Annotated in this window: 20 protein-coding genes; 8 read left to right on the top strand and 12 right to left on the bottom strand. The window is 67.3% G+C overall.

Going from position 1 to position 21,083, the window contains the following annotated elements; translation table 11 throughout:
- The first annotated feature begins 6 nt into the window (after nucleotides 1-6).
- The 4 genes from C6571_RS08205 to C6571_RS08190 all read left to right on the top strand — a co-directional run bounded on the left by C6571_RS08205 (nucleotide 7) and on the right by C6571_RS08190 (nucleotide 4,007).
- Nucleotides 7-1,446 (top strand): MFS transporter, encoded by a 1,440-nt coding sequence (locus C6571_RS08205; RefSeq protein WP_420852921.1) that lies wholly within the window; start codon nucleotides 7-9, stop codon nucleotides 1,444-1,446.
- Nucleotides 1,447-1,701: 255 nt separating this feature from the next.
- On the top strand, nucleotides 1,702-2,754 hold the full coding sequence (locus C6571_RS08200) for a pirin family protein (protein ID WP_106446250.1): 1,053 nt from the start codon (nucleotides 1,702-1,704) through the stop codon (nucleotides 2,752-2,754).
- Nucleotides 2,755-2,860: 106 nt separating this feature from the next.
- Nucleotides 2,861-3,331, top strand: a complete 471-nt coding sequence (locus C6571_RS08195; protein WP_106446249.1) for an FKBP-type peptidyl-prolyl cis-trans isomerase — start codon at nucleotides 2,861-2,863, stop codon at nucleotides 3,329-3,331.
- A gap of 55 nt (nucleotides 3,332-3,386) precedes the next feature.
- Nucleotides 3,387-4,007: a hypothetical protein gene (locus C6571_RS08190; RefSeq protein ID WP_106446248.1), complete on the top strand. Its 621-nt coding sequence runs from the start codon at nucleotides 3,387-3,389 to the stop codon at nucleotides 4,005-4,007.
- A gap of 6 nt (nucleotides 4,008-4,013) precedes the next feature.
- On the opposite strand, the gene C6571_RS08185 is transcribed toward C6571_RS08190, so the two are convergent.
- From C6571_RS08185 to C6571_RS08155, 7 genes are all read right to left on the bottom strand, one after another.
- Nucleotides 4,014-4,949, bottom strand: coding sequence for a ketopantoate reductase family protein (locus C6571_RS08185; RefSeq protein ID WP_106446247.1), 936 nt, complete (start codon nucleotides 4,947-4,949; stop codon nucleotides 4,014-4,016).
- 111 nt (nucleotides 4,950-5,060) lie between these two features.
- Nucleotides 5,061-6,008: an alpha/beta fold hydrolase gene (locus C6571_RS08180; protein ID WP_106446246.1), complete on the bottom strand. Its 948-nt coding sequence runs from the start codon at nucleotides 6,006-6,008 to the stop codon at nucleotides 5,061-5,063.
- Nucleotides 6,009-6,014: 6 nt separating this feature from the next.
- A complete protein-coding gene (locus tag C6571_RS08175; RefSeq protein ID WP_106446245.1) occupies nucleotides 6,015-7,055 on the bottom strand; it encodes a CaiB/BaiF CoA transferase family protein in 1,041 nt (346 codons plus the stop codon).
- Between the two features lie 77 nt (nucleotides 7,056-7,132).
- Nucleotides 7,133-8,293 carry an iron-containing alcohol dehydrogenase gene (locus tag C6571_RS08170; RefSeq protein ID WP_106446244.1) on the bottom strand — a complete coding sequence of 387 codons (1,161 nt, stop codon included), beginning with the start codon at nucleotides 8,291-8,293 and terminating at the stop codon, nucleotides 7,133-7,135.
- A 196-nt stretch (nucleotides 8,294-8,489) separates the two neighbouring features.
- Nucleotides 8,490-9,395, bottom strand: coding sequence for a M48 family metallopeptidase (locus tag C6571_RS08165; protein WP_106448120.1), 906 nt, complete (start codon nucleotides 9,393-9,395; stop codon nucleotides 8,490-8,492).
- A gap of 53 nt (nucleotides 9,396-9,448) precedes the next feature.
- Entirely contained in the window at nucleotides 9,449-10,387 is a 939-nt protein-coding gene (locus tag C6571_RS08160; RefSeq protein WP_106446243.1) for a DMT family transporter, read from the bottom strand.
- Between the two features lie 128 nt (nucleotides 10,388-10,515).
- Nucleotides 10,516-11,196 (bottom strand): helix-turn-helix domain-containing protein, encoded by a 681-nt coding sequence (locus C6571_RS08155; protein WP_106446242.1) that lies wholly within the window; start codon nucleotides 11,194-11,196, stop codon nucleotides 10,516-10,518.
- A gap of 60 nt (nucleotides 11,197-11,256) precedes the next feature.
- On the opposite strand from C6571_RS08155, the gene C6571_RS08150 reads away from it, so the two are divergent.
- From C6571_RS08150 to C6571_RS08135, 4 genes are all read left to right on the top strand, one after another.
- On the top strand, nucleotides 11,257-12,591 hold the full coding sequence (locus tag C6571_RS08150; RefSeq protein ID WP_106446241.1) for an AmpG family muropeptide MFS transporter: 1,335 nt from the start codon (nucleotides 11,257-11,259) through the stop codon (nucleotides 12,589-12,591).
- Nucleotides 12,592-12,723: 132 nt separating this feature from the next.
- Entirely contained in the window at nucleotides 12,724-13,440 is a 717-nt protein-coding gene (locus C6571_RS08145; protein ID WP_106446240.1) for a response regulator transcription factor, read from the top strand.
- Nucleotides 13,441-13,589: 149 nt separating this feature from the next.
- On the top strand, nucleotides 13,590-14,816 hold the full coding sequence (locus tag C6571_RS08140; RefSeq protein WP_106446239.1) for a HAMP domain-containing sensor histidine kinase: 1,227 nt from the start codon (nucleotides 13,590-13,592) through the stop codon (nucleotides 14,814-14,816).
- A complete protein-coding gene (locus tag C6571_RS08135) occupies nucleotides 14,813-15,811 on the top strand; it encodes an NAD(P)H-dependent flavin oxidoreductase (RefSeq protein WP_106446238.1) in 999 nt (332 codons plus the stop codon). Before C6571_RS08140 ends, C6571_RS08135 begins: the two co-directional genes overlap by 4 nt.
- A 30-nt stretch (nucleotides 15,812-15,841) precedes the next feature.
- Here C6571_RS08135 and C6571_RS08130 read toward each other — a convergent pair whose 3' ends face one another.
- The 5 genes from C6571_RS08130 to C6571_RS08110 are packed head-to-tail and all read right to left on the bottom strand — an operon-like array spanning nucleotide 15,842 to nucleotide 21,048.
- Nucleotides 15,842-16,588: a hypothetical protein gene (locus C6571_RS08130; protein WP_106448119.1), complete on the bottom strand. Its 747-nt coding sequence runs from the start codon at nucleotides 16,586-16,588 to the stop codon at nucleotides 15,842-15,844.
- Nucleotides 16,585-17,571: a glycosyltransferase family 32 protein gene (locus C6571_RS08125; protein WP_106446237.1), complete on the bottom strand. Its 987-nt coding sequence runs from the start codon at nucleotides 17,569-17,571 to the stop codon at nucleotides 16,585-16,587. The genes C6571_RS08130 and C6571_RS08125 overlap by 4 nt, the downstream gene beginning before the upstream one ends.
- Nucleotides 17,568-18,608 carry a glycosyltransferase family 2 protein gene (locus tag C6571_RS08120; RefSeq protein WP_106446236.1) on the bottom strand — a complete coding sequence of 347 codons (1,041 nt, stop codon included), beginning with the start codon at nucleotides 18,606-18,608 and terminating at the stop codon, nucleotides 17,568-17,570. Before C6571_RS08120 ends, C6571_RS08125 begins: the two co-directional genes overlap by 4 nt.
- Nucleotides 18,605-19,741: a glycosyltransferase family 4 protein gene (locus C6571_RS08115; RefSeq protein ID WP_106446235.1), complete on the bottom strand. Its 1,137-nt coding sequence runs from the start codon at nucleotides 19,739-19,741 to the stop codon at nucleotides 18,605-18,607. The genes C6571_RS08120 and C6571_RS08115 overlap by 4 nt, the downstream gene beginning before the upstream one ends.
- Nucleotides 19,738-21,048: an O-antigen ligase family protein gene (locus C6571_RS08110; protein ID WP_245901460.1), complete on the bottom strand. Its 1,311-nt coding sequence runs from the start codon at nucleotides 21,046-21,048 to the stop codon at nucleotides 19,738-19,740. The genes C6571_RS08115 and C6571_RS08110 overlap by 4 nt, the downstream gene beginning before the upstream one ends.
- Nucleotides 21,049-21,083 lie beyond the last annotated feature (35 nt).

Below are 21,083 nucleotides of genomic sequence, written 5' to 3'. Positions count from 1 at the left end.
TTTCCACTGCCTGCTTCGCACAGCGCGCGCCAGCGCTGGAGCGCGCTCATCCTGCTGTGCCTGGGTGAACTGATGATCGTGCTCGACACCACCATCGTCAACGTCGCCCTGCCCAGCATCCGCACCGATCTGGCGTTCAGCGAAAGCGCTCTGGTGTGGGTGGTCAACGCCTACATGCTCACCTACGGCGGCTGCCTGCTGCTGGGCGGGCGGCTGGGCGACCTGTATGGCCAGCGCCGGCTGTTCGTTGCCGGCGTGGCGCTGTTCACCTTGGCGTCGCTCACGTGCGGCCTGGCGCAAACGCAAACGCTGCTGGTGGTGGCGCGCGCGGTGCAGGGCGTGGGCGGCGCGGTGGTGTCCGCCGTGGCGCTCTCGCTCATCCTCGCCCTGTTTTCCGAACCCGGGGAGCGCGCACGCGCCATGGGCGTGTTCGGCTTTGTCTGTGCAGGTGGCGGCAGCATTGGCGTGCTGCTCGGCGGCGTGTTGACCAGTTGGCTTAGCTGGCATTGGGTCTTTCTGGTGAACGTGCCGGTCGGCCTGGCGATTGCCGCCGCCTGCATGCGCGTGTTGCCCGCCCACCCGGGCAAGGCCGATGGCCAGCCGCTGGACATCGCCGGCGCGGTGACGGTGACCACCGCGCTGATGCTGGCGGTGTATGCGCTGGTGGACGGCAACCACGCAGGCTGGGGCTCGGCGCAGACGCTCGGCTTGCTGGGCGCCAGCGCCGCGCTGCTGGCGCTGTTCCTGTGGTTGCAGGCGCGGGTGCCGGCGCCGCTGTTGCCGCTCGCGCTGCTGCGGCTGCGCAACCTGGCCATCTCCAACATCGTCGGCGTGCTGTGGGCGGCGTCGATGTTCGCCTGGTTCTTTCTGTCGGCGCTGTACCTACAGCGCGTGCTGGGCTACAGCGCGCTGCAGATCGGGCTGGCGTTTCTGCCGTCGAACCTCATCATGGCCGGCTGCTCGCTCGGCGCCTCGGCCTGGCTGGTGATGCGCTACGGCATTCGCCGCACGCTGGGCGGCGGCCTGCTGCTGGCCGCTGCCGGGCTGGCGCTGTTCGCGTTGGCGCCCGTGGCCGGCCGGTTCACGCTGCATGTGCTGCCCGGCATGCTGCTGCTGGGCGTGGGCGCCGGGGTAGCGCTCAACCCGCTGCTGCTGGCCGCGATGGGCGATGTGGCTGCCGAAGATTCGGGCCTGGCTTCGGGCGTGGTCAACACCGCCTTCATGATGGGTGGCGCGCTGGGGCTGGCCGCCCTGGCCAGCCTGGCCGATGCGCGGACGGAACAGTTGCACAGCGCTGGCGCCAGCCTGCCCGCGGCGCTGCACGCGGGTTACAGCCTGGCGTTTGCTGCAGCGGCCGTGGCGGCCTTGGTAGCGGCGGCGCTCGGCGGGCTGGCGCTGCGCCCCAAGCCGCTGGGCAATGCGCCACCGGCAGCCGTGGCGCATTAGCGCTTTCGCGGCTGCCGCTGTACGGCAACACACTATCGTTTATATAGCTACTAGCGCTTTCTGCATAAGCGCTAGAGCCGCTTTTTACTAATATTTTGGCGACTGGCGCGAGCGCTTTGGCGCTGGGCGCGGCGCCTGTTGTCCTGCAGCGCGCACCGCAGCGTTCCATGCACAAGCCTTTTGCTGGCCGGCAAGCCCCCATATAAAGGCATTGGCCCCCCTGCGCCCCAGGCGGCCCCACCGAAAGGAGCTTGTATGACCCCCGTTGCCACCCACCCCATCTTGCAAAGCCAGCCGCTCGGCCCGCAGTGGCCCACGCTGGACCCGTTTCTGTTCTGCGCCCACCACGACGACGCCTACCCGGCCGGCAACGCCGAGCGCGGGCCGGCGGTGCCTCTGGAGGGCCGCGAGATGGGCAGCGACTTCAGCCGCAAGGACGGCTGGAGCATGTACCACGGCGACGTGGTGCCGGGCTTTCCCGGCCATCCGCACCGGGGCTTTGAGACCGTGACCTTGGTGCGCAAGGGCCTGATCGACCACGCCGATTCGCTGGGCGCGGCCGCGCGCTTTGGCGGCGGCGACGTGCAGTGGGTGACGGCCGGGCGCGGCATCCAGCATTCCGAGATGTTCCCGCTGCTCAACACCGAGCAGTCCAACCCGCTCGAACTCTTTCAGATCTGGCTGAACCTGCCCGCAAAAAACAAGATGGTGGCGCCGCACTTCACCATGCTGTGGAACGAGCGCATTCCGCGCCTGGTGCAGCAGGACGACGCTGGCCGCACGACCACGGTGACGGTGGTGGCCGGTGGCCTGCCGGGGGCCGACGCACCGCTGCCGCCGCCACCCGAATCCTGGGCCGCGCAAGCGAACAGCGACGTCGCCATCTGGACGCTCAAGCTCGAACCCGGCGCGCGCTGGACGCTGCCGGCCGCGCGCGGCGCCAGCACGCAGCGCATGCTGTACTTCTTCGCAGGCGCGCAGCTGCGCATTGGCGATGCAGAACAGCGCAGCCACGCCGCGTTGAGAATGGTGGCCGGGCAAGACTGGCTGCTGGAGAACACCGGCCCGGATACGGTCGAATGCCTGCTCCTGCAAGGCCGCCCGATTGGCGAGCCGGTAGCGCAGTACGGCCCGTTTGTGATGAACACGCAGCAGGAAATCATGCAGGCGATGCAGGACTACCGCCGCACCCAGTTTGGCGGCTGGCCCTGGGACAGCAGCGACCCGGTGCACGGCGACGAGGCCCGGCGCTTTGCGCGCTACCCCGGCGCGGCGCAGGACGAGGTGCCCGAGCCCGCTGCAGGCTGACCGCGGCGGCGCGCGCAGCGCTGCCCGACAATAGGCGGCCGCGCGGGCGGCGCCGAATGCCCCGCTTGGTCGCCGCGCGCCCTCCTCCCACCACAACGCATTTGCCATGAACATCACCAAGGACACCGCTGTCAACCTCAGCTACCAGCTCACCACGCCTGCGGGCAAACCGCTCGACAAGGGCGATCTGTCGTACCTGCACGGTGGCTACGAAAACATCTTCCCGAAAGTCGAAGCCGCGCTCGAGGGCCAGGCCGTGGGCTTCTCCACAACGCTCGATCTGGCGGTGGAAGACGCTTTTGGCGCGCGCGACGAGTCGCTGGTGCGCACCATCCCCAAGTCGGAATTTCCGCCCGGCGTGAAGGTCGGCGGTCAGCTGCAAGGCACGGACGAAAACGGTCAGCCGCAGATGTTCCACGTGGTCAAGATCAAGGGCCCCGAGGTGCATCTGGACGGCAACCACCCGCTGGCCGGCCAGGCGCTGCGGTTTGGCTGCAAGGTGACGGGGGTGCGCGCTGCCAAGCCCGAGGAAATCCAGCACCGCCACGTGCACGGTGACCACGGCCACCACCATTGAGCGCGTTCTGAGCCTGGACGCCCCCCCGGCATTGCACTGAACGCTGGCCGCTGCCATGCAGCTCAAGACGGTCGTCAAAGCGGGCGTGGTGATGACAGTGGCGTTCTTCGCCATCGAGTCCATCCGCACCAGCTATTCGCCCCGGCACGCCAGCCCTGCGGCGCTGGCAACGCGGGCGGCCCTGCAAGTCCCGGTGCAAAGCTCCACCGACAAGCCAGCATTTGCCTTCAAGGGCTTTCAGATTCAACCGCTGGCGCGCTTTGCCATCGACGCCAAGGTGCTCTCGCGCGAAGACTATTACCTGGGCCGGGAAGCCGAGCTTGCGCCGATGGACCTGGCGCTGGGCTGGAAGCGCATGGCGGAGCCCGCCGTCTACCGCCAGTTGGACATCACCCAGGGGCGCCGCTGGTATTTCTACCGCTGGCGCGACGCGCCGCCGATTCCGGTGCAGGAAATCGTCGAATCTTCGGCCAACATGCACCTGATTCCTGCCAACGCCGCCGTCGAGAAAACATTGAGAAAAGCGCGCGAAGGCGCCTCCATTCGCATCACGGGGCAGCTGGTGCAAGCCACCGACGCGAGCGGCTGGCGCTGGACCAGCTCGCTCAGCCGCGCGGACTCTGGAGCGGACTCCTGCGAACTGGTGTTTGTGGAGAGCGCCCAGGTGCAGGACTGACCCGCATCAAGCGGCGCCCTGTTCTCCCGGCGGCCCACCGGCAACCCGAGTTGCCTGCTCCAGCAGCCGCACAAGTGTGTGCAGCAGGCGATTGGCCGGCGTGGCAATGCCCAGGGCCTCGCCCCGGCGCACGATGAAGCCGTTGATGTGGTCGATCTCGGTGTGCCGGCCCCGCGCCAGGTCCTGCGCGGTGGACGATATCTGGCCTGGCATGGACGCAGCCAACGGCAGCACCGCCTCGGCCGTACCCTCGGGCAGAACGATGCCGTTGGCACGCGCCACAGCCAGGCATTCCTGCACGATGTCGTCCATCATCCGGGGCACATCCAGGCCGGGACTGTTGACAATCTGGCCGTACGGCTGACCGGTGATGGCGGACAGCGGGTTGTAGACACAGTTCAGCACCAGCTTGGCCCAGAGGGCGCCGGCCACGTTGTCCGAGATCTGTACCGGAATGCCCGCAGCGGCAAACGCATGGGCCAGTTGGTCGCTGGTTGGCGAATTGGCCAGCACCAGCTCGCCCCGGCCAAAGTGCTGCACATGCCCGGGCCCCGCCATCGCTGCCGCCACATAGACCACGGCCGGCAGCACCGGGCGCTGGAGCAGCGCCTGGAGGCGCTCGGCGTTGTCCACGCCGTTTTGCAAACTCAGCACCGTGGCGCCATCGGCCAGATAGGGCAGCATGGCCCGGCCCGCACTTTCGGTGTCGGTGGACTTGACACAGAACAGCACACACTGTGCGCCGTGCACCGCATGCGCTTCGGTGTCTGCCTGCAGCCGCACGCGCTCCTGGAAATGCAAGGTATCCAGCCACAGACCATGCTCGTGCACCGCCTGCACATGGGCTGGGCGCCCCACCAACACCACCTCGTGTCCGGCGCGGGCCAGCATGCCGCCGTAGTAGCAGCCCACAGCGCCAGCGCCCATCACGGCGATCTTCATGCCAGCGGCCTTTCAGTGCGTTGCAGCAAGCGGGTAGAAGCCATCATGTGGACAGTTTAGGACCATGGCGGCCGTGCCACCACCGTGCACGCCCGAGCAGGGTGATTCGAACTACGGCTGGCGCAAAAACTGCTGCACCACCGCGACCGTCGCTGCCGGGTTTTCTTCCTGCGGCACATGGCCCAGGCCTTCGAACACGACGAGCTGGGACCCCGCAATGTCCTGCGCAAAGCGTTCGCCATTCACGGGCGGGATCAATCGGTCGCGCGCGCCCCACAAAATGAGCGTGGGGAGCTTCAGGTCGCGGATGTCTTGTTCGCGCCCCGTGTTGCGCTGGGCCATGCGCACCGTCAGCGCATGGCGGTTGCCGGCGCGGCGGGCCAGGTCGCTGTAGCGCTGCACCAGCTCGGGCGTGACCTGGCTCGGGTCGCCATAGACGTTGCGCACCGAGTTCTCCACCATGCCGGGCGGCAGCAAGTGGCCCATCACCGCGCGCAAGCCCGGCAGGGCCGCCACGCGAAACGCGAGCGGCACCGAGGTGGACTCGAAGGCGTAGCCCGCAGCGTCCACCAGAATGAGCCTTTCCACCCGCTGCGGCGCGGCGTGCGCCGTGGCCCAGGCCACTTCGCCGCCCAGCGAATTGCCGCCAATGACGAACCGCTGCACCCCCAGCTGGTCGAGCAGAGCCAGCACCAGGCGCACATAGACCGCCATCGAATAGTCGTCAGCGGCATTGGGGCCGGTGAGGCCAAAGCCCGGCAGGTCAAAGCGGATGACACGGCGGTTTTTCCGCAGTTCCTCGGTCCAGCCGTCCCAGGTGTGCAGGCTGGCGGAAGTGCCGTGGATCAGCACGATGGGCGTGGGGTCGCCTGATGGGCCTTCGTCGCGCAGGTGCACGCGCAGCCCTTGCACCTCGATGAAGGTCGACGGTGCCTGGGCCCAGCGTTTTTCCACGTCGGCGGGGGCAATATCGGGCGCCCAGGCCCAGGCCAGCAATACAGCGCTGGCTAGTGCCAGCAGGGCCAACAAGCCCAGAACGATGCGCAGGCTCGTTTTCATCGGTATCTATCCGACATGGCCATCGAGCGGCAGAAAGCGCGGCGCGGGCGCAACGTCCAAGGCACCTCCCGGCGTGCGCACGTAAGTGCCGCGCGCCACGTTGTGCGGGTGCTCGGCCGCCTCCTGCGCGCTGAGCACCGGCGCAAAGCATACGTCCGTGCCTTCCAGCAAGGCGTCCCAGTGCGCGCGCGGCTGGCTGGCAAAGAGAGTCGTCAGGCGGTCTTTGAGGGCAGGCCAGGCGCGCGGGTCGAACTGTTTCCCCAACGGAACGTCGGCGAGGCCGAGTTTTTCCATCAATAGCGCATAGAACTGCGGCTCCAGCGCGCCCAGCGTGATGCAGCCGCCGTCGGCGCAGCGGTACACGTCGTAGAAGGGCGAATCGTGGAACGGGCTGGGGTGCGGGCCGTCCAGCATGCCGCTGCCGCGAATCCACTGCGCAATGCCGCCCAGCATGGCCACGATGTCGACGATGGCGGCATCCACCACGCGGCCCCGGCCGCTGGTTTTGGCCTCCAGAATGGCGCAGACCATGCCAAACGCCAGGCCCAGCGCGCCCCCCGCATCACCCACCACCGTGGGCGGAACGATGGGCCGCTCGCCCCGGTGCGCCGAGAGCGAGAGCATGCCGGTCAGCGCCACGTAGTTCAGGTCGTGCCCGGCCGCCTGCGCCAGCGGGCCGCTCTGGCCCCAGCCGGTCATGCGGCCATAGACGATGCGCGGGTTGACCTGTGCACACTCGGCCGGGCCAAGCTTTAGGCGCTCCATCACGCCGGGGCGGTTGCCTTCGATCAGCGCATCAGCCTGCGCCACCAGGGCCAAGGCCTCGGCGCGGGCCGCCTCCTGCTTGAGGTCGAGCAGCACCACGGTTTTGCCGCGCCGCAAGGGGTTGTCGCCACTGCCGCCGAGTTGCGCCGCCACAGCGCCCTGCTGCGGGCGGGCAATCACCGTGACCTCGGCGCCCATGTCGGCCAGCATGCGCGCGGCCAGCGGGCCGGGGCCAATGCCTTCGAATTCGACGATGCGGATGCCGGAGAGCGGTGGGGTCATGGAGCGTTTTCCTCAGAGCATTGAACTGGCGAGCATTCTGGCAGGGCCCGAAGGCCGCACGCCAGCGACCTGCGCACTCAAAGAGCGGCTTCGAGAATCGCCCGGCTGACTTCCGGCGTGATGGCACGCTGCTCGCCGAGTTTCACCATGCCGTGCTCGGTCAGGGCCTTCACTACCGCATCCACCGCCTCACCGCCCAATTGGTAGGCCGATAGCCGGGTAGGAATGCCCACGCTTTCAAAGAACTGCGCCGTGCGGGCAATGGCCGCGTCGATGCGTTCGTCGTCGCTGCCCTCGGTGATCTGCCAGACGCGCGCGGCGTACTGCAGCAATTTCTCGCGCTTGGCCTCACGCCGCGCCTGCATCACCTGCGGCAGCACGATGGCCAGGGTGCGCGCATGGTCGATGCCATACAGCGCAGTCAGCTCGTGGCCGATCATGTGCGTGGCCCAGTCCTGCGGTACACCGGCGCCAATCAACCCGTTGAGGGCCAGCGTGGCCGTCCACATCAGGTTGGCGCGGTTGTCGTAGTCGGGCTCACCCTCCTGCATGGCGCGCGGCGCCAATTCAATGAGCGTCTGCAGCAGGCCTTCGGCAAACCGATCCTGCGCCAGGCCATTCACCGGGTAGGTCAGGTATTGCTCCATGGTGTGCACAAAGGCGTCCACCAGGCCATTGGCAATCTGCCTGGGAGGCAAGGTGTAGGTCTTGGTCGGGTCGAGCACCGAGAACTGCGGGAAGCACAGCGGGCTGGAGAAGGCCAGCTTGGCGTGCGTGGCCTTGCGCGTCACCACGCCACCGCTGTTCATCTCCGAACCCGTGGCGGGCAGGGTGAGCACGGCGCCCATGGGCAGGGCGCGGGTGATGTTGCTGCCGCGCTTTTCCAGGATGCTCCAGGTGTCGCCCTCAAAAGGCACGGCGGCGGCAACGAACTTGCTGCCATCGAGCACCGAGCCGCCGCCCACCGCCAGCAGATAGTCGATGCGCTCGGCGCGCGCCATGTCTACGGCGCGAGACAGCGTTTCGTAGCTCGGGTTGGGCTCGATGCCGCCAAACTCGAACACGGTGCGCTCACCCAGCGCCGCCAGCACTTCAGCCAGCGTTCCGGTGCTGCGCGCGCTGCCGCCGCCGTAGAGCACCAGCACGCGGGCATCCTGCGGTACAAATTGGCTGATTTCAGCGATCTTGCCAGCGCCAAAAAGAATGCGGGTGGGGTTGTAGAAGTTGAAATTGAGCATGGATTTGGCTTTGCAGATCGAAAGATGGAAGAGCGCATTGCACGGGCGCCCAAACCCTGTCTTGTACCCGGTACGCGGCGCGCATGCTGTGCCGCAGCCGACAGCCCTGCAGCGGCCGTCAACTACTGATTTGATAGCTATAGAGGCTTGCTAGATAAGCGCTATAGCCCAAAAAAACGCAATTTTTAAAGCCTGTTCAACCGCCGCTCCGCGCCGCCTCGTACAAACCCTGGACGCGCGGCGCATTGCGCTGCAGCTCGCGGATGCGCGCCGGCCCCGAGGGGTGGGTGGATAGAAACGCCAGACCGCTCTGGCGCTCGCCCGTGGCGTTGCCCATCTTGGTCCACAGGCTGGCGCCGGCCTGAGGATCGAAACCGGCGCGCGCCGCCAGCTCCAGGCCCACCAGGTCTGCATCGCTCTCGTCGCTGCGGCTGAACTGCAGCGTCAGCAGCTGCCCGCCCAGGCCGGCGGCCAGGTGGCCCAGATCGCCCAGGCCAAGCAACTGCGCGCCCAGGCGCAGGCCCAGGTTGGTGGCCTGTGTCTTGGCCAGGCGCTCGCGCGCATGCTCGCGCAGCGCATGCGCCATTTCGTGGCCCATGACCATGGCGACTTCGTCGTCGCTCAGTTTGAGCTGGTCGAGGATGCCGGTGTAGAAGGCGATCTTGCCGCCCGGCATGCAAAAGGCATTGATCTGCTTGCTGCCAATGAGGTTGACTTCCCAACGCCAATCGGCGGCGCGGGGGTTCCAGCGGGCGGTGAAAGGAATCAAGCGCCGGGCAATGGCGCGCAGGCGTTCGAGCTGCGGGTGGCCGCCGGGCGCCAGCGCCCGCTGCGAACGGGCCTGCGCCAGCAATTGCGCGTACTGCTGGCGCGCTGCGTCCTCAAGGATTTCGGCCGGAACGAGCTTGCGCAGGGATGAGGCCTCGCCCACGTCCACCTGGGCCAGCGCGGGCGCGGCTGCCGCCAGGCCCGCTGCCAGCAAAAAGCCGCGGCGCGCATTCCAAACTTCTCCGCGCGCGGCGCAGAGGCGGCAGCAGCCGTCGGAAGAAAAAAACCTGGCTGGCGCCAGCGCGCCGTGTGGGAACCTGGGTGAAAAGGGCATGACCGGCAGTTTATCGAGCCTGTGCGTGGGCCGCGTGTAGGCCAACGGGCCTCTCAAGCTGGCGGCTGAGAGCCTCTTTCGGTGGCAAGGGCGCGGCGACCCTCTGCCTGGACGCGCAGCTCGGCCCGGATCACCAGCAGCAGCCCCGCCAGCACGCCGGCCAGCCCCCAGAAGGCCATCGCCGACGGCGACTCGCCCACCACGGCAATGGCCAGCGCGAACGCCGTGACCGGCTCGGCCAGTGCCAGGGTCACCGCCGTGGCGCCGCTGATATGGCGCAGTGCGTGGCTGAAAAGAAGATAGGCCACGCCGGTAGCCACCAGACCCAGATAGACCAAGATGGCCCAGGTGCCCGCTGTTGCTTGCAAAGGTCCGCCCAACGCGCCTGCCACCGGCAGCGACAGCACAGCCGCCGTGCCGAACACCGCCAGGTTGACGCTGGCGGCGCCGGCCTGGGCCACCAATCGCTTGTTGAGCAGCGCATAGGCCGCGTACGCCAGCCCCGCCAGCAAACACAGCGCGATGCCGGCCAGCGGAGCGCTGACCGAGGAGCGCCCGTTGAGCGCCATGGCCGCACCGCCCGCGACGCCCAGCAGCGTGCCGGCCCACCAGACCGGCGCGGGCCAGCGGCGTTGCGCGAAGGTCTGCAGCAGCCCCGCCCAGATCGGCCCGCTGCCGATGGCAATCGCCGTTCCCAGCGCCACGCCGCTGGCCTTTACGCCGGCAAAGAAACTCAGGTTGTACGCCGCCACGCACATGCCTGCCAGCAGCACGGGGCGCCACGGCAGCCTGGGCGCGCTGGCGCGCCGCCACAGGGCCGGCGCCGCCAGCAAGGCAAAGAAGGCACTGGCCACCGCCAGGCGCAGCGCGCCCACCCAGTAGGGCGAGATCCCTGCAGGCGCCAGACTTTGCGCCGTGCCGGTAGTGCCCCAAAGCATGGCGGCGAGCAGCACCATGGCGATGCCGCGGGTGGAATGGGAAGCAGTCGTCATGCCTGAAATCTTGCAGCGCCGGACCCGAGCAAATGTCGAGCAACGCGCGCAGTGCATGGCTCGTCAATTGGGCTCAAAAAAGGTTGTAGCGCTTGCCTGACAAGCGTTATCCGCTCTCAAATCAGGAGCTATCTGAGCGCCCGGCGCAAGGCGCGGGCGCCGCACCCTCGCTCGCGCCGCAACGCAAAGCCGAGGGCGCTGGCACTGGCGTAGCCCACTTGCAGCGCGGCGGCTTCCACTGACTGGCCGCGCGCCAGCAGGCGCTGCGCCGCGTCCAGCCGCAGCGCGCGCAGCCAGACCTGGGGCGTCTGGCCCGTCAGCTCCCGCCAGCGGGCATGAAAGCGCTGCGGGCTCAAGGCGCACAGCGCCGCCATGCGGGCGGTGGGCCAGGGCTCGTGCAAGGCTGCACCCACGGTCTGTGCCATCTGCTCGGGCCGGATGGTGCGGCGCGCCAGCACGCGCCGGGACTGCAAGATCTGCTGGAGCCGTGCAGCCGCATCGTCGCTCGCACTCCAGCCCAGCTGCGCAGGTCCCACGGCAAAGCGCCGCACCCGCTCCACACCTGCCTGCGCGGGCGCATCGATGACCAGCAGGCGCGCGCCCGGCAACGCCAGAAAACCATGCCGCGTGCCAGCCGGAACGACCATGCCGCAGGTGGTGTCGACAAATGCAGCACGGCCATTCACCTCCAGCTCCATGCGCCCGCGCAGCGCGTAGAGCACCTGGGCGTGGTCGTGCGCGTGCGCCGCGTGCTCGCCGCTGTACTGGCGCACGGAAAGAAGGGGCACAAGAACCGGGGCATGGGCCATGGCTGCATGGTAGCGGTGCAGGCAACCGGATAATCCCCCGAACACTTTCGGTTCCCGACGATGCCCCCAGCCACTTCCCCCGCCCCCGCAGGCCGCCGCAGCTGGCGCGAAGCCTGGCTGATTTACCTGGAGCCGGCCAGCCTGCGCATGCTCACCCTGGGATTTTCGGCCGGGCTGCCGCTCTTGCTGGTGCTGGGCACGCTGAGCTTCTGGCTGCGCGAGGCGGGCGTGGACCGCACCACCATCGGCTACCTGAGCTGGGTGGGCCTGGCCTATGCTTTCAAGTGGGTCTGGGCGCCGCTGGTGGACCGGCTGCCGCTGCCGCTGCTGACGCGCACGCTCGGGCGGCGGCGCAGCTGGCTGCTGCTGTCGCAGGCGATGGTGATGGCGGGCTTGGCGGGCATGGCCTTCAACGATCCACGCATCGCCCTGACCCCCATGGTGTGGTGCGCGCTGGCTGTGGCCTTTGGCTCGGCCACGCAGGACATTGCGCTGGACGCCTTTCGCATCGAGTCGGCCGACACAGAGCGCCAGGCGGCGCTGTCCGCCACCTACCAGACGGGCTACCGCCTGGCCATGATCTGGGCCGGTGCCGGCGTACTGTGGGTGGCCGCACGGGCCGAGGTGGCGGGCGTGGCGGGCTACCAGCAGGGCGCCTGGCAAACCGCCTACCTGGTGATGGCGGCATCGATGCTGGTGGGCACCGTCACGGTGCTGCTCTCGCGCGAGCCCGCACCCCGGCCGCTGCCGCCCGCGCGCAACGCGGCACAGTGGCTGCACGGCGCGCTCATCGAACCGTTTGCCGACTTCCTAGGCCGCTACCGCTGGCAGGCGGTGCTGATTCTGGCGCTCATCGCCGTCTACCGCATCAGCGACGTGGTGATGGGCATCATGGCCAATCCGTTTTATGTGGACATGGGCTACAGCAAGGACGAAGTGGCCGCCGTGACCAAGGTGTTTGGCGTGCTGATGACGCTGGCCGGCGCCTTTCTGGGCGGCGTGCTGGCGCTGCGCATCGGCGTGATGCGCGTGCTGATGCTGGGCGCTGTGCTGTCCGCCGCCAGCAACCTGCTGTTCGCCTGGCTGGGCACGCGCGGGCACGATCTCACGGGCCTGATCTTTGTCATCTCGGCCGACAACCTGGCGGGCGGCATTGCGTCGGCCGCCTTCATCGCCTACCTTTCTGGCCTGACCAACGTGCAGTATTCGGCCACGCAGTACGCCCTGCTCAGCTCGGTGATGCTGCTGCTGCCCAAATGGATCGCCGGGTTCTCGGGCCGCTTCGTGGATGCGAACGGATACACCGAGTTCTTTGTCGGCACGGCGCTGCTGGGACTGCCCGTCCTGCTCTTGGTGGCGCTTGTTTCAAGGCTTAAAACCGAATCTAGCGCTTGACCAGTATGTGTTTACAGCTCCAAAAATGATAGCGTTCTGGCTGGACCAAGTGTTTACCCAGGCTTTACCCAGGCTTCAAGCCCACGAGACGCCATCCTGCCAAGATGGTCCTTCCCCCATGCCGGAAATGCCATGACCACGCAGTTGCTGATGATTGAAGACGACACCCGCCTGGCGGACATGGTGGTGGAATACCTTGCCCAGTCGGGCATGCAGGTGGCGCATTGCGCCGACGGCCGCAGCGGCCTGGCGCGGCTGCAATCGCCGGGCGCCTCGTCCCCGCCCGAGCTGGTGATTCTTGACCTGATGCTGCCCGACATGGACGGGCTGGACGTCTGCCGCAGCATTCGCGCCCTGCAGGGGCCGATGGCGCGCGTGCCGGTGCTCATGCTCACCGCCAAGGGTGACCCGATGGACCGCATCATCGGGTTGGAACTGGGCGCCGACGACTACCTGCCCAAGCCCTTCGAGCCGCGCGAGCTGCTGGCCCGCATCCGTGCGGTGCTGCGCCGGCGCGACGAAGGCGCCGCGCCCACCAGCCAGGTGCTGCGCTTTGGCACGCTGGAGATTGACCGCGACGCGCGCATCGTGAGCGTGGCGGGACAGCCCTGCGAGCTGACTTCGTACCAATTCGACCTGCTGGTGGCGATGGCCGAACGCGCCGGCCGCGTGCTCACGCGCGACCAGATCATGGAGGCCGTGCGCGGGCGCGAGCTCGAAGCTTTTGACCGCTCCATCGACGTGCACATGGGCCGCATTCGCGCCGCCATCGAGGAAGATGCCAAGAACCCGCGCCGGATTCTGACGGTGCGCGGGGTGGGCTACGTCTTTGCCAAGCAGCAGGATTGAATGCCCCCCCTGAGTCGCTTCGCGCCTTCCCCCCCTGAAGGGGGACGCCGCCAGCGCGGCGGGGCGGCCCTTGCGCGGCGACCACGGGTCGGGGCAACGCCTGGCGCAACGCTTGTGGGTGCTGCACACCCATGTGGAGCACTGCTGAGATGTTTTTGATCAACCCCTTTTCCCGCCGCCTCTACCTGCGCATCTGGCTGGCCGTGGTCGGTGGCGTGGCGGTGCTCACCCTGGTAGTGGGCTGGGCTTGGCGCGTCGCAGCCGAGCAGAACGAAGTCCAGCGCGTGCAGGCGCCGCGCGAAGTGGTGCTGCGCAATTCCCAGGGCGATGTGATGGGCAACGGCGTTGTCCAGCGGGTGCCTGGTGAGGGCATCGAGTTCAAGGTGGACTTGGAGTCTGGGGACGCCCTGGTCCTTCAGGTGGCTCCGCGCGAGCGCGGGCAGCGCGGCGAAAGGGGTCGGCGCGATCGCGACACCGCTTTCTGGACACGTCCACCGTTTGGTTTTCTCTGGATGCTGGGCCTAGTAGGCATCGCCGTGGCCCTGGGGGTGTTTCCCATCATTCGCCGGCTGCTGCTGCGCCTTGAGGTGCTGCAGCGCGGCGTGCAGCGTTTTGGCAGCGGCGACCTGGCCGCGCGCGTGCCCGAGCAAGGCCACGACGAGGTAGCCGACCTCTCGCGCCAGTTTAACGCGGCCGCAGCGCGCATCGAAGCGCTGGTGGCTTCGCACAAATCGCTGCTGGCCAACGCCTCGCACGAATTGCGCTCCCCGCTGACCCGCATCCGCATGGGCCTGGCGCTGATGGATGGTGAGCACCCCTCGCCGCAGTTTCGCCGTGAAATTGAGCGCAACATTAGCGAGCTGGACCAGTTGGTGGAAGAAATTCTTCTGGCCAGCCGGCTCGATGCCCGCGAGGCCGATGTGGGCGATATCGAAAGCGTGGACCTGGTGGGTCTCGCCGCCGAGGAGTGCGCGCGCGTGGGCGCCGACCTGGAGGCCAGCGGAGAGGATATCGAGGTGACCGGCGTGGCCAAGCTGCTGCGCCGCGCGCTGCGCAATCTGCTGGAGAACGCTCGGCGCTACAGCAAGGGCGAGGTCACCGTCATCCTGCAGCGCAGCAACGGCTGGGCGCAGGTGCGGGTGTGCGACCACGGCCCAGGGGTGCCCGAGGCGCAGCGTGAACGCATCTTCGAGCCCTTCTACCGCCTGCCTGGGGCCAGCGAGCGCGCGGGTGGCGTGGGCCTGGGGCTGGCTCTGGTGCGCTCGATTGCCACACGCCACCAAGGCAGCGTGCACTGCGAAGACCACGCGGGCGGCGGTGCCTGCTTTGTGCTGCGGCTGCCGCTCGCTGGGAGTGGCGCGAAAATCGGCGCATGACGCAGCTCGAAGCCTCTCGTTTCTCCAAGCAGTTTTCCCTGGTCACACCGATCGCTCTGGCGCCCATGGCGCTGGCTTCGGGAGGCGCATTGGCGGCTGCGTGCGCACGCGCTGGCGCGCTGGGTCTGGTGGGCGGTGGCTACGGAGATCTGGACTGGACGCAGCGCGAATACCGCCTGGCTTTGCAGGCAGCAGCCAGCCAGCGCATCGGCATTGGTTTCATCACCTGGAAGCTCGACGAAGACGCCTCGGCGCTGGACTGGGTGCTGGACCTGCCTGCCGAAGAGCGCCCGCGCGCCGTGATGCTCTCGTTCGGCGACGCCCGCCGCTACGCCGCCCGCATTGCTGCCAGTGGCGCGCCCCTGATCTGCCAGATACAGCGCCTGGAGCAAGCGAAGCAGGCCTTGGAGGCGGGAGCCCAGGTGCTGGTAGCCCAGGGCGCGGAGGCCGGCGGCCACGGCATGAATGGACTGGATGGCCGCTCCACCCTGACGCTGGTGCCCGAGCTGGCCGACTGGCTGGCAAGCAAGGCCCCCGAGACCTTGCTGCTGGCGGCGGGCGGCATTGCCGACGGCCGGGGCCTGGCGGCCGCCCTGACCCTGGGCGCCGACGGCGCGCTGCTGGGCACACGCTTCTGGGCCACGCAAGAGAGCCTGGCACCTCTCGGCGCCAAGCAGGCAGCACTGACCGCCGGTGGCGACGGAACCGCACGCAGCGCCGTGTTTGACATTCTGCGGCGCAAGCATTGGCCGACGCCCTATGATTTTCGGGCGCTGCGCAACGACCTGCACCGCAGCTGGGAGGGCCGCGTGGACGCGCTGCGCGCTGCGCCCGAGGCAGCCCGGGCGAGCTACGACGCCGGGGTACAAGCAGGCGACTATTCCAGGGCACACGCTACCGTGGGCGAAGCCATCGGCCTGGTGCACGACCTCCCCGAAGCCGGTGCACTTGTCAAACGCCTGCACGCGCAGGCCCAAGCGGCGCTTGGCGGCTGAAGCCAGACCCGCACCAAAGGCTGCGGTGCACTACCACCAGCGCGTGCGGTCCCGCGTATGGCGCTGTCGAAAGCGCGAGTAAACGTTGTCGTTCGGCGCTTGCTGCAGGCGATCGAAGACCACCATGGCAATGGCCGCGAGAGGATGCAGCGCGCAAAGCTTTTCCATACGCCAACGCATGTTGCGCAGGGTATCGTCGGTGCCGACGACGAAGGCCGACAGACCATCCAGCAAGCCAACGCGGCCCGCCTGCAGCGCAGCGACGGACTCGGGCCGGTCGGCTGACTCGGCTGCAGCCTGCAGGAAGCGCTCGGTTTCCTGCAGTTTGATGGTATTGACCAGCAGCACCGCGTTCATCAGGGTGGCCCGAAGGCCGGCGTCGGGATCGTGGTCGATGAACGTGTCGCAAGCAGCCACCAGCCAGCGCAGGTCCAGATGCTTCGACAAAAAGGCCTGTTCGGAAAGCCAGAGCTGCTTGAAGCGCGCGAAGTTCTGCTTCACCTCCGCCTCGCGCCGTATCAATACGATGAGCGCCGCATGGTGGAAAAGCAGTTCGGGTTGCCCGATAAATTCCTGGCGCAGGCGCTGCAGGTGCGCCTGCAAGTCCGGCAGTGAGCCATAGGCGTACTCGGCCGCATGGCCCGCTATTAGGGTATTTTTAAGCGCCTCGGTGTCCTCGCCCAGCAGACCAGCGGCCAGCGCATGCGCGCCAAAGCGCCGGCGATACCGGTTGAAGGAAAACCACTTCTCGATTTTGGTTTTTCGGCGTCGGCTCATGGCGTTGGCGGCGGACACAGATAGCGCCCGAAGGTGCTCTCAGGCAGGTACAAACCGCGCTCCAGGTACAAATCCAGGCGTTTGCGGTCGGGCTTGCGCAATTTGATCAGCGGAGGCGGCGCGCTCGCCGCACGCAAGAACAGCAAGCGGATCTTGAGGGCGGTGCGCCCCCATTGGCCCAGCGCATGATAGAGGAATGGGCCATCTTCCGCGCGGCGCAGCGACAGGCGGTAGTTGGCGCCGCTGCGCAGCACGCGCTGCAGCGCCAGATGCATGCTGAGGTAGTTGGGCAGGTCAATGCCCTGGCGCAGCTGTTCGTAGTGGCCCAGCCGCTGAAGATGCGCGACATAGCCTGCGCCGCCCAGCGGCAGCACGGTGTGGGTGAATTCGTGCTGCAGATCCGCCACCAAACCACTGTGCGGCGGGGCCGCAAGAAACCAGTTTTCCACGATCGGAAACCGCGCCTCCGCGGTGTAGCGATCAAGGTAGTAGGCAACGAGGTCGCTGCCGCTTTGCTGCTGCTGCAACAACACCCAGTCGAGCGGTGCCGTCAACACGGTGCTGGCATCGAGCCAGATGCCGCCATGGCGGCGCAGCAGTTCGAGGCGAATCCAGTCGGCGCGCAGGGTGGGACCTGCGTTCTTGAGCGTCTGTGGCAGTTCGCCCAGGTAGTCGCGCACACTGTCATCGTCCAGCACCCGGATGCTGAAATGGGGGTTGAACCGGCGCCAATTGGCAAAGCAGCGTGCAATGAGCGGGGGCGTCGCCGCGCCGCTCCAGTAGGTCCAGACAATCGGCGGGATCGCCCGCGCGTTGTGCGCGTCATCACGCTCATCGGGTCTGTGCGAGCCAAAAACGTATTCCTGGCCGGCAGCATCGACTCCAGCTTCTGCCGTGCGCGCAAACCACTGGAAATAGCGCTTGAGTCCCCCTGCGAGCCACAGCTCGGCGCGGTCACGCCAGGGCAGGGCTGCGTGCTTCATGCACGGTAGGCGCCATACCAGCGCAGGAATTTCTGGCGCCGCAAGAGCCAGCCGCGCCGCAAATAGGCGCTTGCGAGTTCCTGCGCAGTCAAAGGCGAGGATTCGCGAAAATTCTGCCGCAGCTGGTCGGCCAGCGCCGGCAAGGGGCCCGCCGAAGCAAGTGCGCTCGATTGCGAGTGCAGATAGCGCATGGCACCCAGGAGATTGCGGGCACTTTGGTGCGCCAGGGCAAGGCGCAGCTGCGGGGACTGTTCGCTGGCATGCAAGCGCAGCGCCTCGCGCAAGGGCACGAGGGCACGCGACTGGTCCTGCGCCTTCTGCCAGTTGGCATTGGCCAGAATGCTGTGGTCATGCTGCCGATAGGCCACCCACGGGCGGGGCACGTAGTAGCTGGAACCTGCCGCCAACGCCAACAGGCTCATGGTGGCCATGTCCTCGAAGTACTGGCCTGGGGGAAAGCGCAGGCCCGAATCCCACAGCGCACGCCGCGACACCTTGGACCAGGCATGCAGTTGCCCAGCCAGCAGCATGCCGCTCAGCAATTGCGCCGTATCGCCATGCAATAGGCCAGGCGCACCAATGAATGACTTGCGGTGGTGCTCTCCGCGCAGCCAGTGCTTGATCTGGCGGCGTTCGCGCAAAACCTCGAAGTCACACAACACCAGGTCGGGCGCGTCGGTCCGAACGATGTCGCGCAGCTCGCCCAGGGCGCCCGGCAGCAGTTTGTCGTCGGCATCGAGAAACCAGAGGTATTCGCCACGCGCGGCTTCCAGCAAGGTGTTGCGCGCCGAACTCAAGCCCCGGTTGCGCGCATGGCGCTGCACACGAAAGCCCTTCGTCCAACGCGTGGCGAGCTGGGTCAGAATCGCCGCCGAGGCATCGTTGGAGCAATCGTCCACCACCACCAGTTCAACGCCTGCCATGCCCTGAGCCAGCACCGATTCCACGCACTCCCCCAGATAAGCGGCCGCGTTGTACGCGGGCACCAGCACACTGAGCCAGGGCGCGACTTCAATGGGTTCTTGGGCGCTTTTCATACAGGTCCTTGCTCACCAGGCCCTTGCCCCAACAATCGAAGAAAGAGGGCTTCGTAGCGCGCGAGCATCAGCGCCAGGCCATGGCGTTCCCGTGCATCGCGCTGCCCTTGGGCAGCCATCGCAGCCGCCTCTTGTGGCCGCGCCAGCAGGCGCTCAAGCACATCGGCCAGTGCCTTGGGATCGCCCTCATCGACCAGTAGACCGTTGCGCTCGTGCTGCAGCACTTCCCGTACCCCCGGCACCCGGCTGCCCACCACCGCGCAACCGGCGGCCATGCCTTCGATCAGCGACAGCGGCATGCCTTCGTAGTGGGTAGACAGCACGCACACCTGCTGCGACATGAGCAGACCTGGCACATCGTTGCAATGGCCGAGAAATCGAACCTGAGACTGCAGACCGAGTTGGCTGCACAGCTTGTTGGCCTGCCAAAGCGCGCTGGCCTTTCCGCCACCGGCAAGCAGCAGCGTAGGCGTCCGCCCGCGTTCGCGCAGCAAGGCCAGCGCGTGCAGCAGGCTCGCGTGGTCTTTTTGCCGCGCAAACCGGGCGGCCATGACGATGCCGGGCTCACGCGACGCATAGGAATACGCGTGCGCCTGCGCGTAGGGCTCCAGCCGGATACCGTTGGGGATGGCCAGCGTCTTCGACGGATCCACGCCACGCGCCAGAAGCGCTTCGCGCACGCCTTGCGAGACGCCCACGATGGCCCGGGTGCGGCGCGCGAGCCAACGCATTTGTGCTTGGCGCCAGCGCGTGTAGCGCTCGCGCGAGTTGTGCTCCACCTGTACCAGGCGCGGTACGCGCGCAATCAGCCCTGCATAGCGCCCCCAAAGGTGTTCGCTGAAGCCATGCGCCACCAGCAGATCAGGCCGAAATTTGCGGCACAAGCGCACCAGTTGCCAGATCGTTGCGGCATGGGACCAGCCCGGGACCACCTCCACCGCCAGGCCCTGCGCACGCAAGGCGGCGACGCGCGCCGGATCGGTCTGGCGCTTGCGCCGCAGCACCAGCAGGGATTCAAACAGGCCACTCTCCCCGTGCGCACGCACCAGATCCACGGCCACCTGCGTAGCGCCGGAAAATCCACCGGTGACGAAATGCAGCACGCGCGGCAGCGCTGGAGGCGTGGTGCTCATTGGACCAGTGCGCCAGAGGCCAGCGCAGGCGGAGCCAGCGCATCGAGTTGCCGCTCCACAGAGCGCAACGCAGCCCACAACAGCATCAGCATGAACAGATAAAACATGATGCCGCTGTTGTGCGCAAAAAAGACCTGTGTCAGGCCAAAGCCGATATAGAGCACGGGGATGCAGGTGCCACACAGCCGCAGCGCCAGCGCGTGAGCGCCCAGTTCGGCGTCGCGCTCGTAGTTTTTCATGCGCTCCCTCTTGGGCAGGAACATGGCCAGCGGCAGGGCATAGAACAGGAGCAGCATGGCAGGCCCCAGAATGCCGAGTTTGACCCACTGGTCGAGCAGTTCGTTGTGAACGAACTTGTATTCGACGATCGAAGGATGGTAGCGACCCGCCGCCACCCGATCTGCTTTTTCTGCCATGTAACCGGCAAAACCCCAGCCCAGCAGCGGCCGCTCGCGTGCGATGTCCCAGGCGAAGCGCCAGTGTTCCAGTCGTTGTCCTACGGAATTGCCGGCTTCGCCGCGCTGATCGTAGGTCTGGATTTCGTGCTCCATGCGCTCGACGCGCTCCATCAACACGCCACCATTGAAGACCATCAGGACGACGACAATGGCCGCCACACCCAGACCCACCGCCCGGAATGTCTCGCGTCGACGCATGTAAAGCCAGGCCAGTCCCAGGGGCAGGGCGAGCAACAAGGCCAGCCAACCACCGCGCGATTGCGACAGCACCGACGCGTCAAGTCCTGCAAGCACTCCAAGAATGCAAAGGACACGGACGGAGATTCTCAGTTGGCGCCACACGGCGCCCGTATACAAAGCCAGCATGGTCGCCAGGCACAGCGCGAGATTGCCGTACTGAATGGCGTTGGTGTGGCCCCAGGCACGCTCGGCGTGCAGGCCGTACATCTGCCATAACGCAAGCCCCCCTGCACCCAGACTACCAACCGCGAGCCCGGCAAGCAGCGCCCGTGGCCGGGGCGGATAGCAGGTGACAAAAAGCAGGCACGCCGCACCGAGGATGAATTTGGCGGGGCGATCAGCGCGACCGAAATGCTCTGCCGGATCGGCCTGCGCTGCCCAGACTACGGCCATGGCCAGCATGCTGGCTGCGAACCACCAGGTGAACGCTTCGTGGCGCTGGCGCGGCCAGCGATTGAGCGTTAGCAGCGTCCCGAGCAGCAGCAGGACGGCACCATACGAATAGCCCGATGGCAGCCACAGCGCCAGACCCGGGACCGCAAAGGCCGCTACGCTGGAGAGGCGTTCCTGCCAGGACAGAGGCTGCGCGGGCGCAAGGATTGAGATCAAAAGGGACAGGCTCGCTGAAAACTGGAAGGTGCCTT

It is taken from the genome of Simplicispira suum (genome assembly GCF_003008595.1).
GTDB classification, from domain to species: domain Bacteria; phylum Pseudomonadota; class Gammaproteobacteria; order Burkholderiales; family Burkholderiaceae_C; genus Simplicispira; species Simplicispira suum.
The sequence above is the reverse complement of the archived record's forward strand: the minus strand, read 5'-3'. Positions and strand labels throughout refer to the sequence as shown.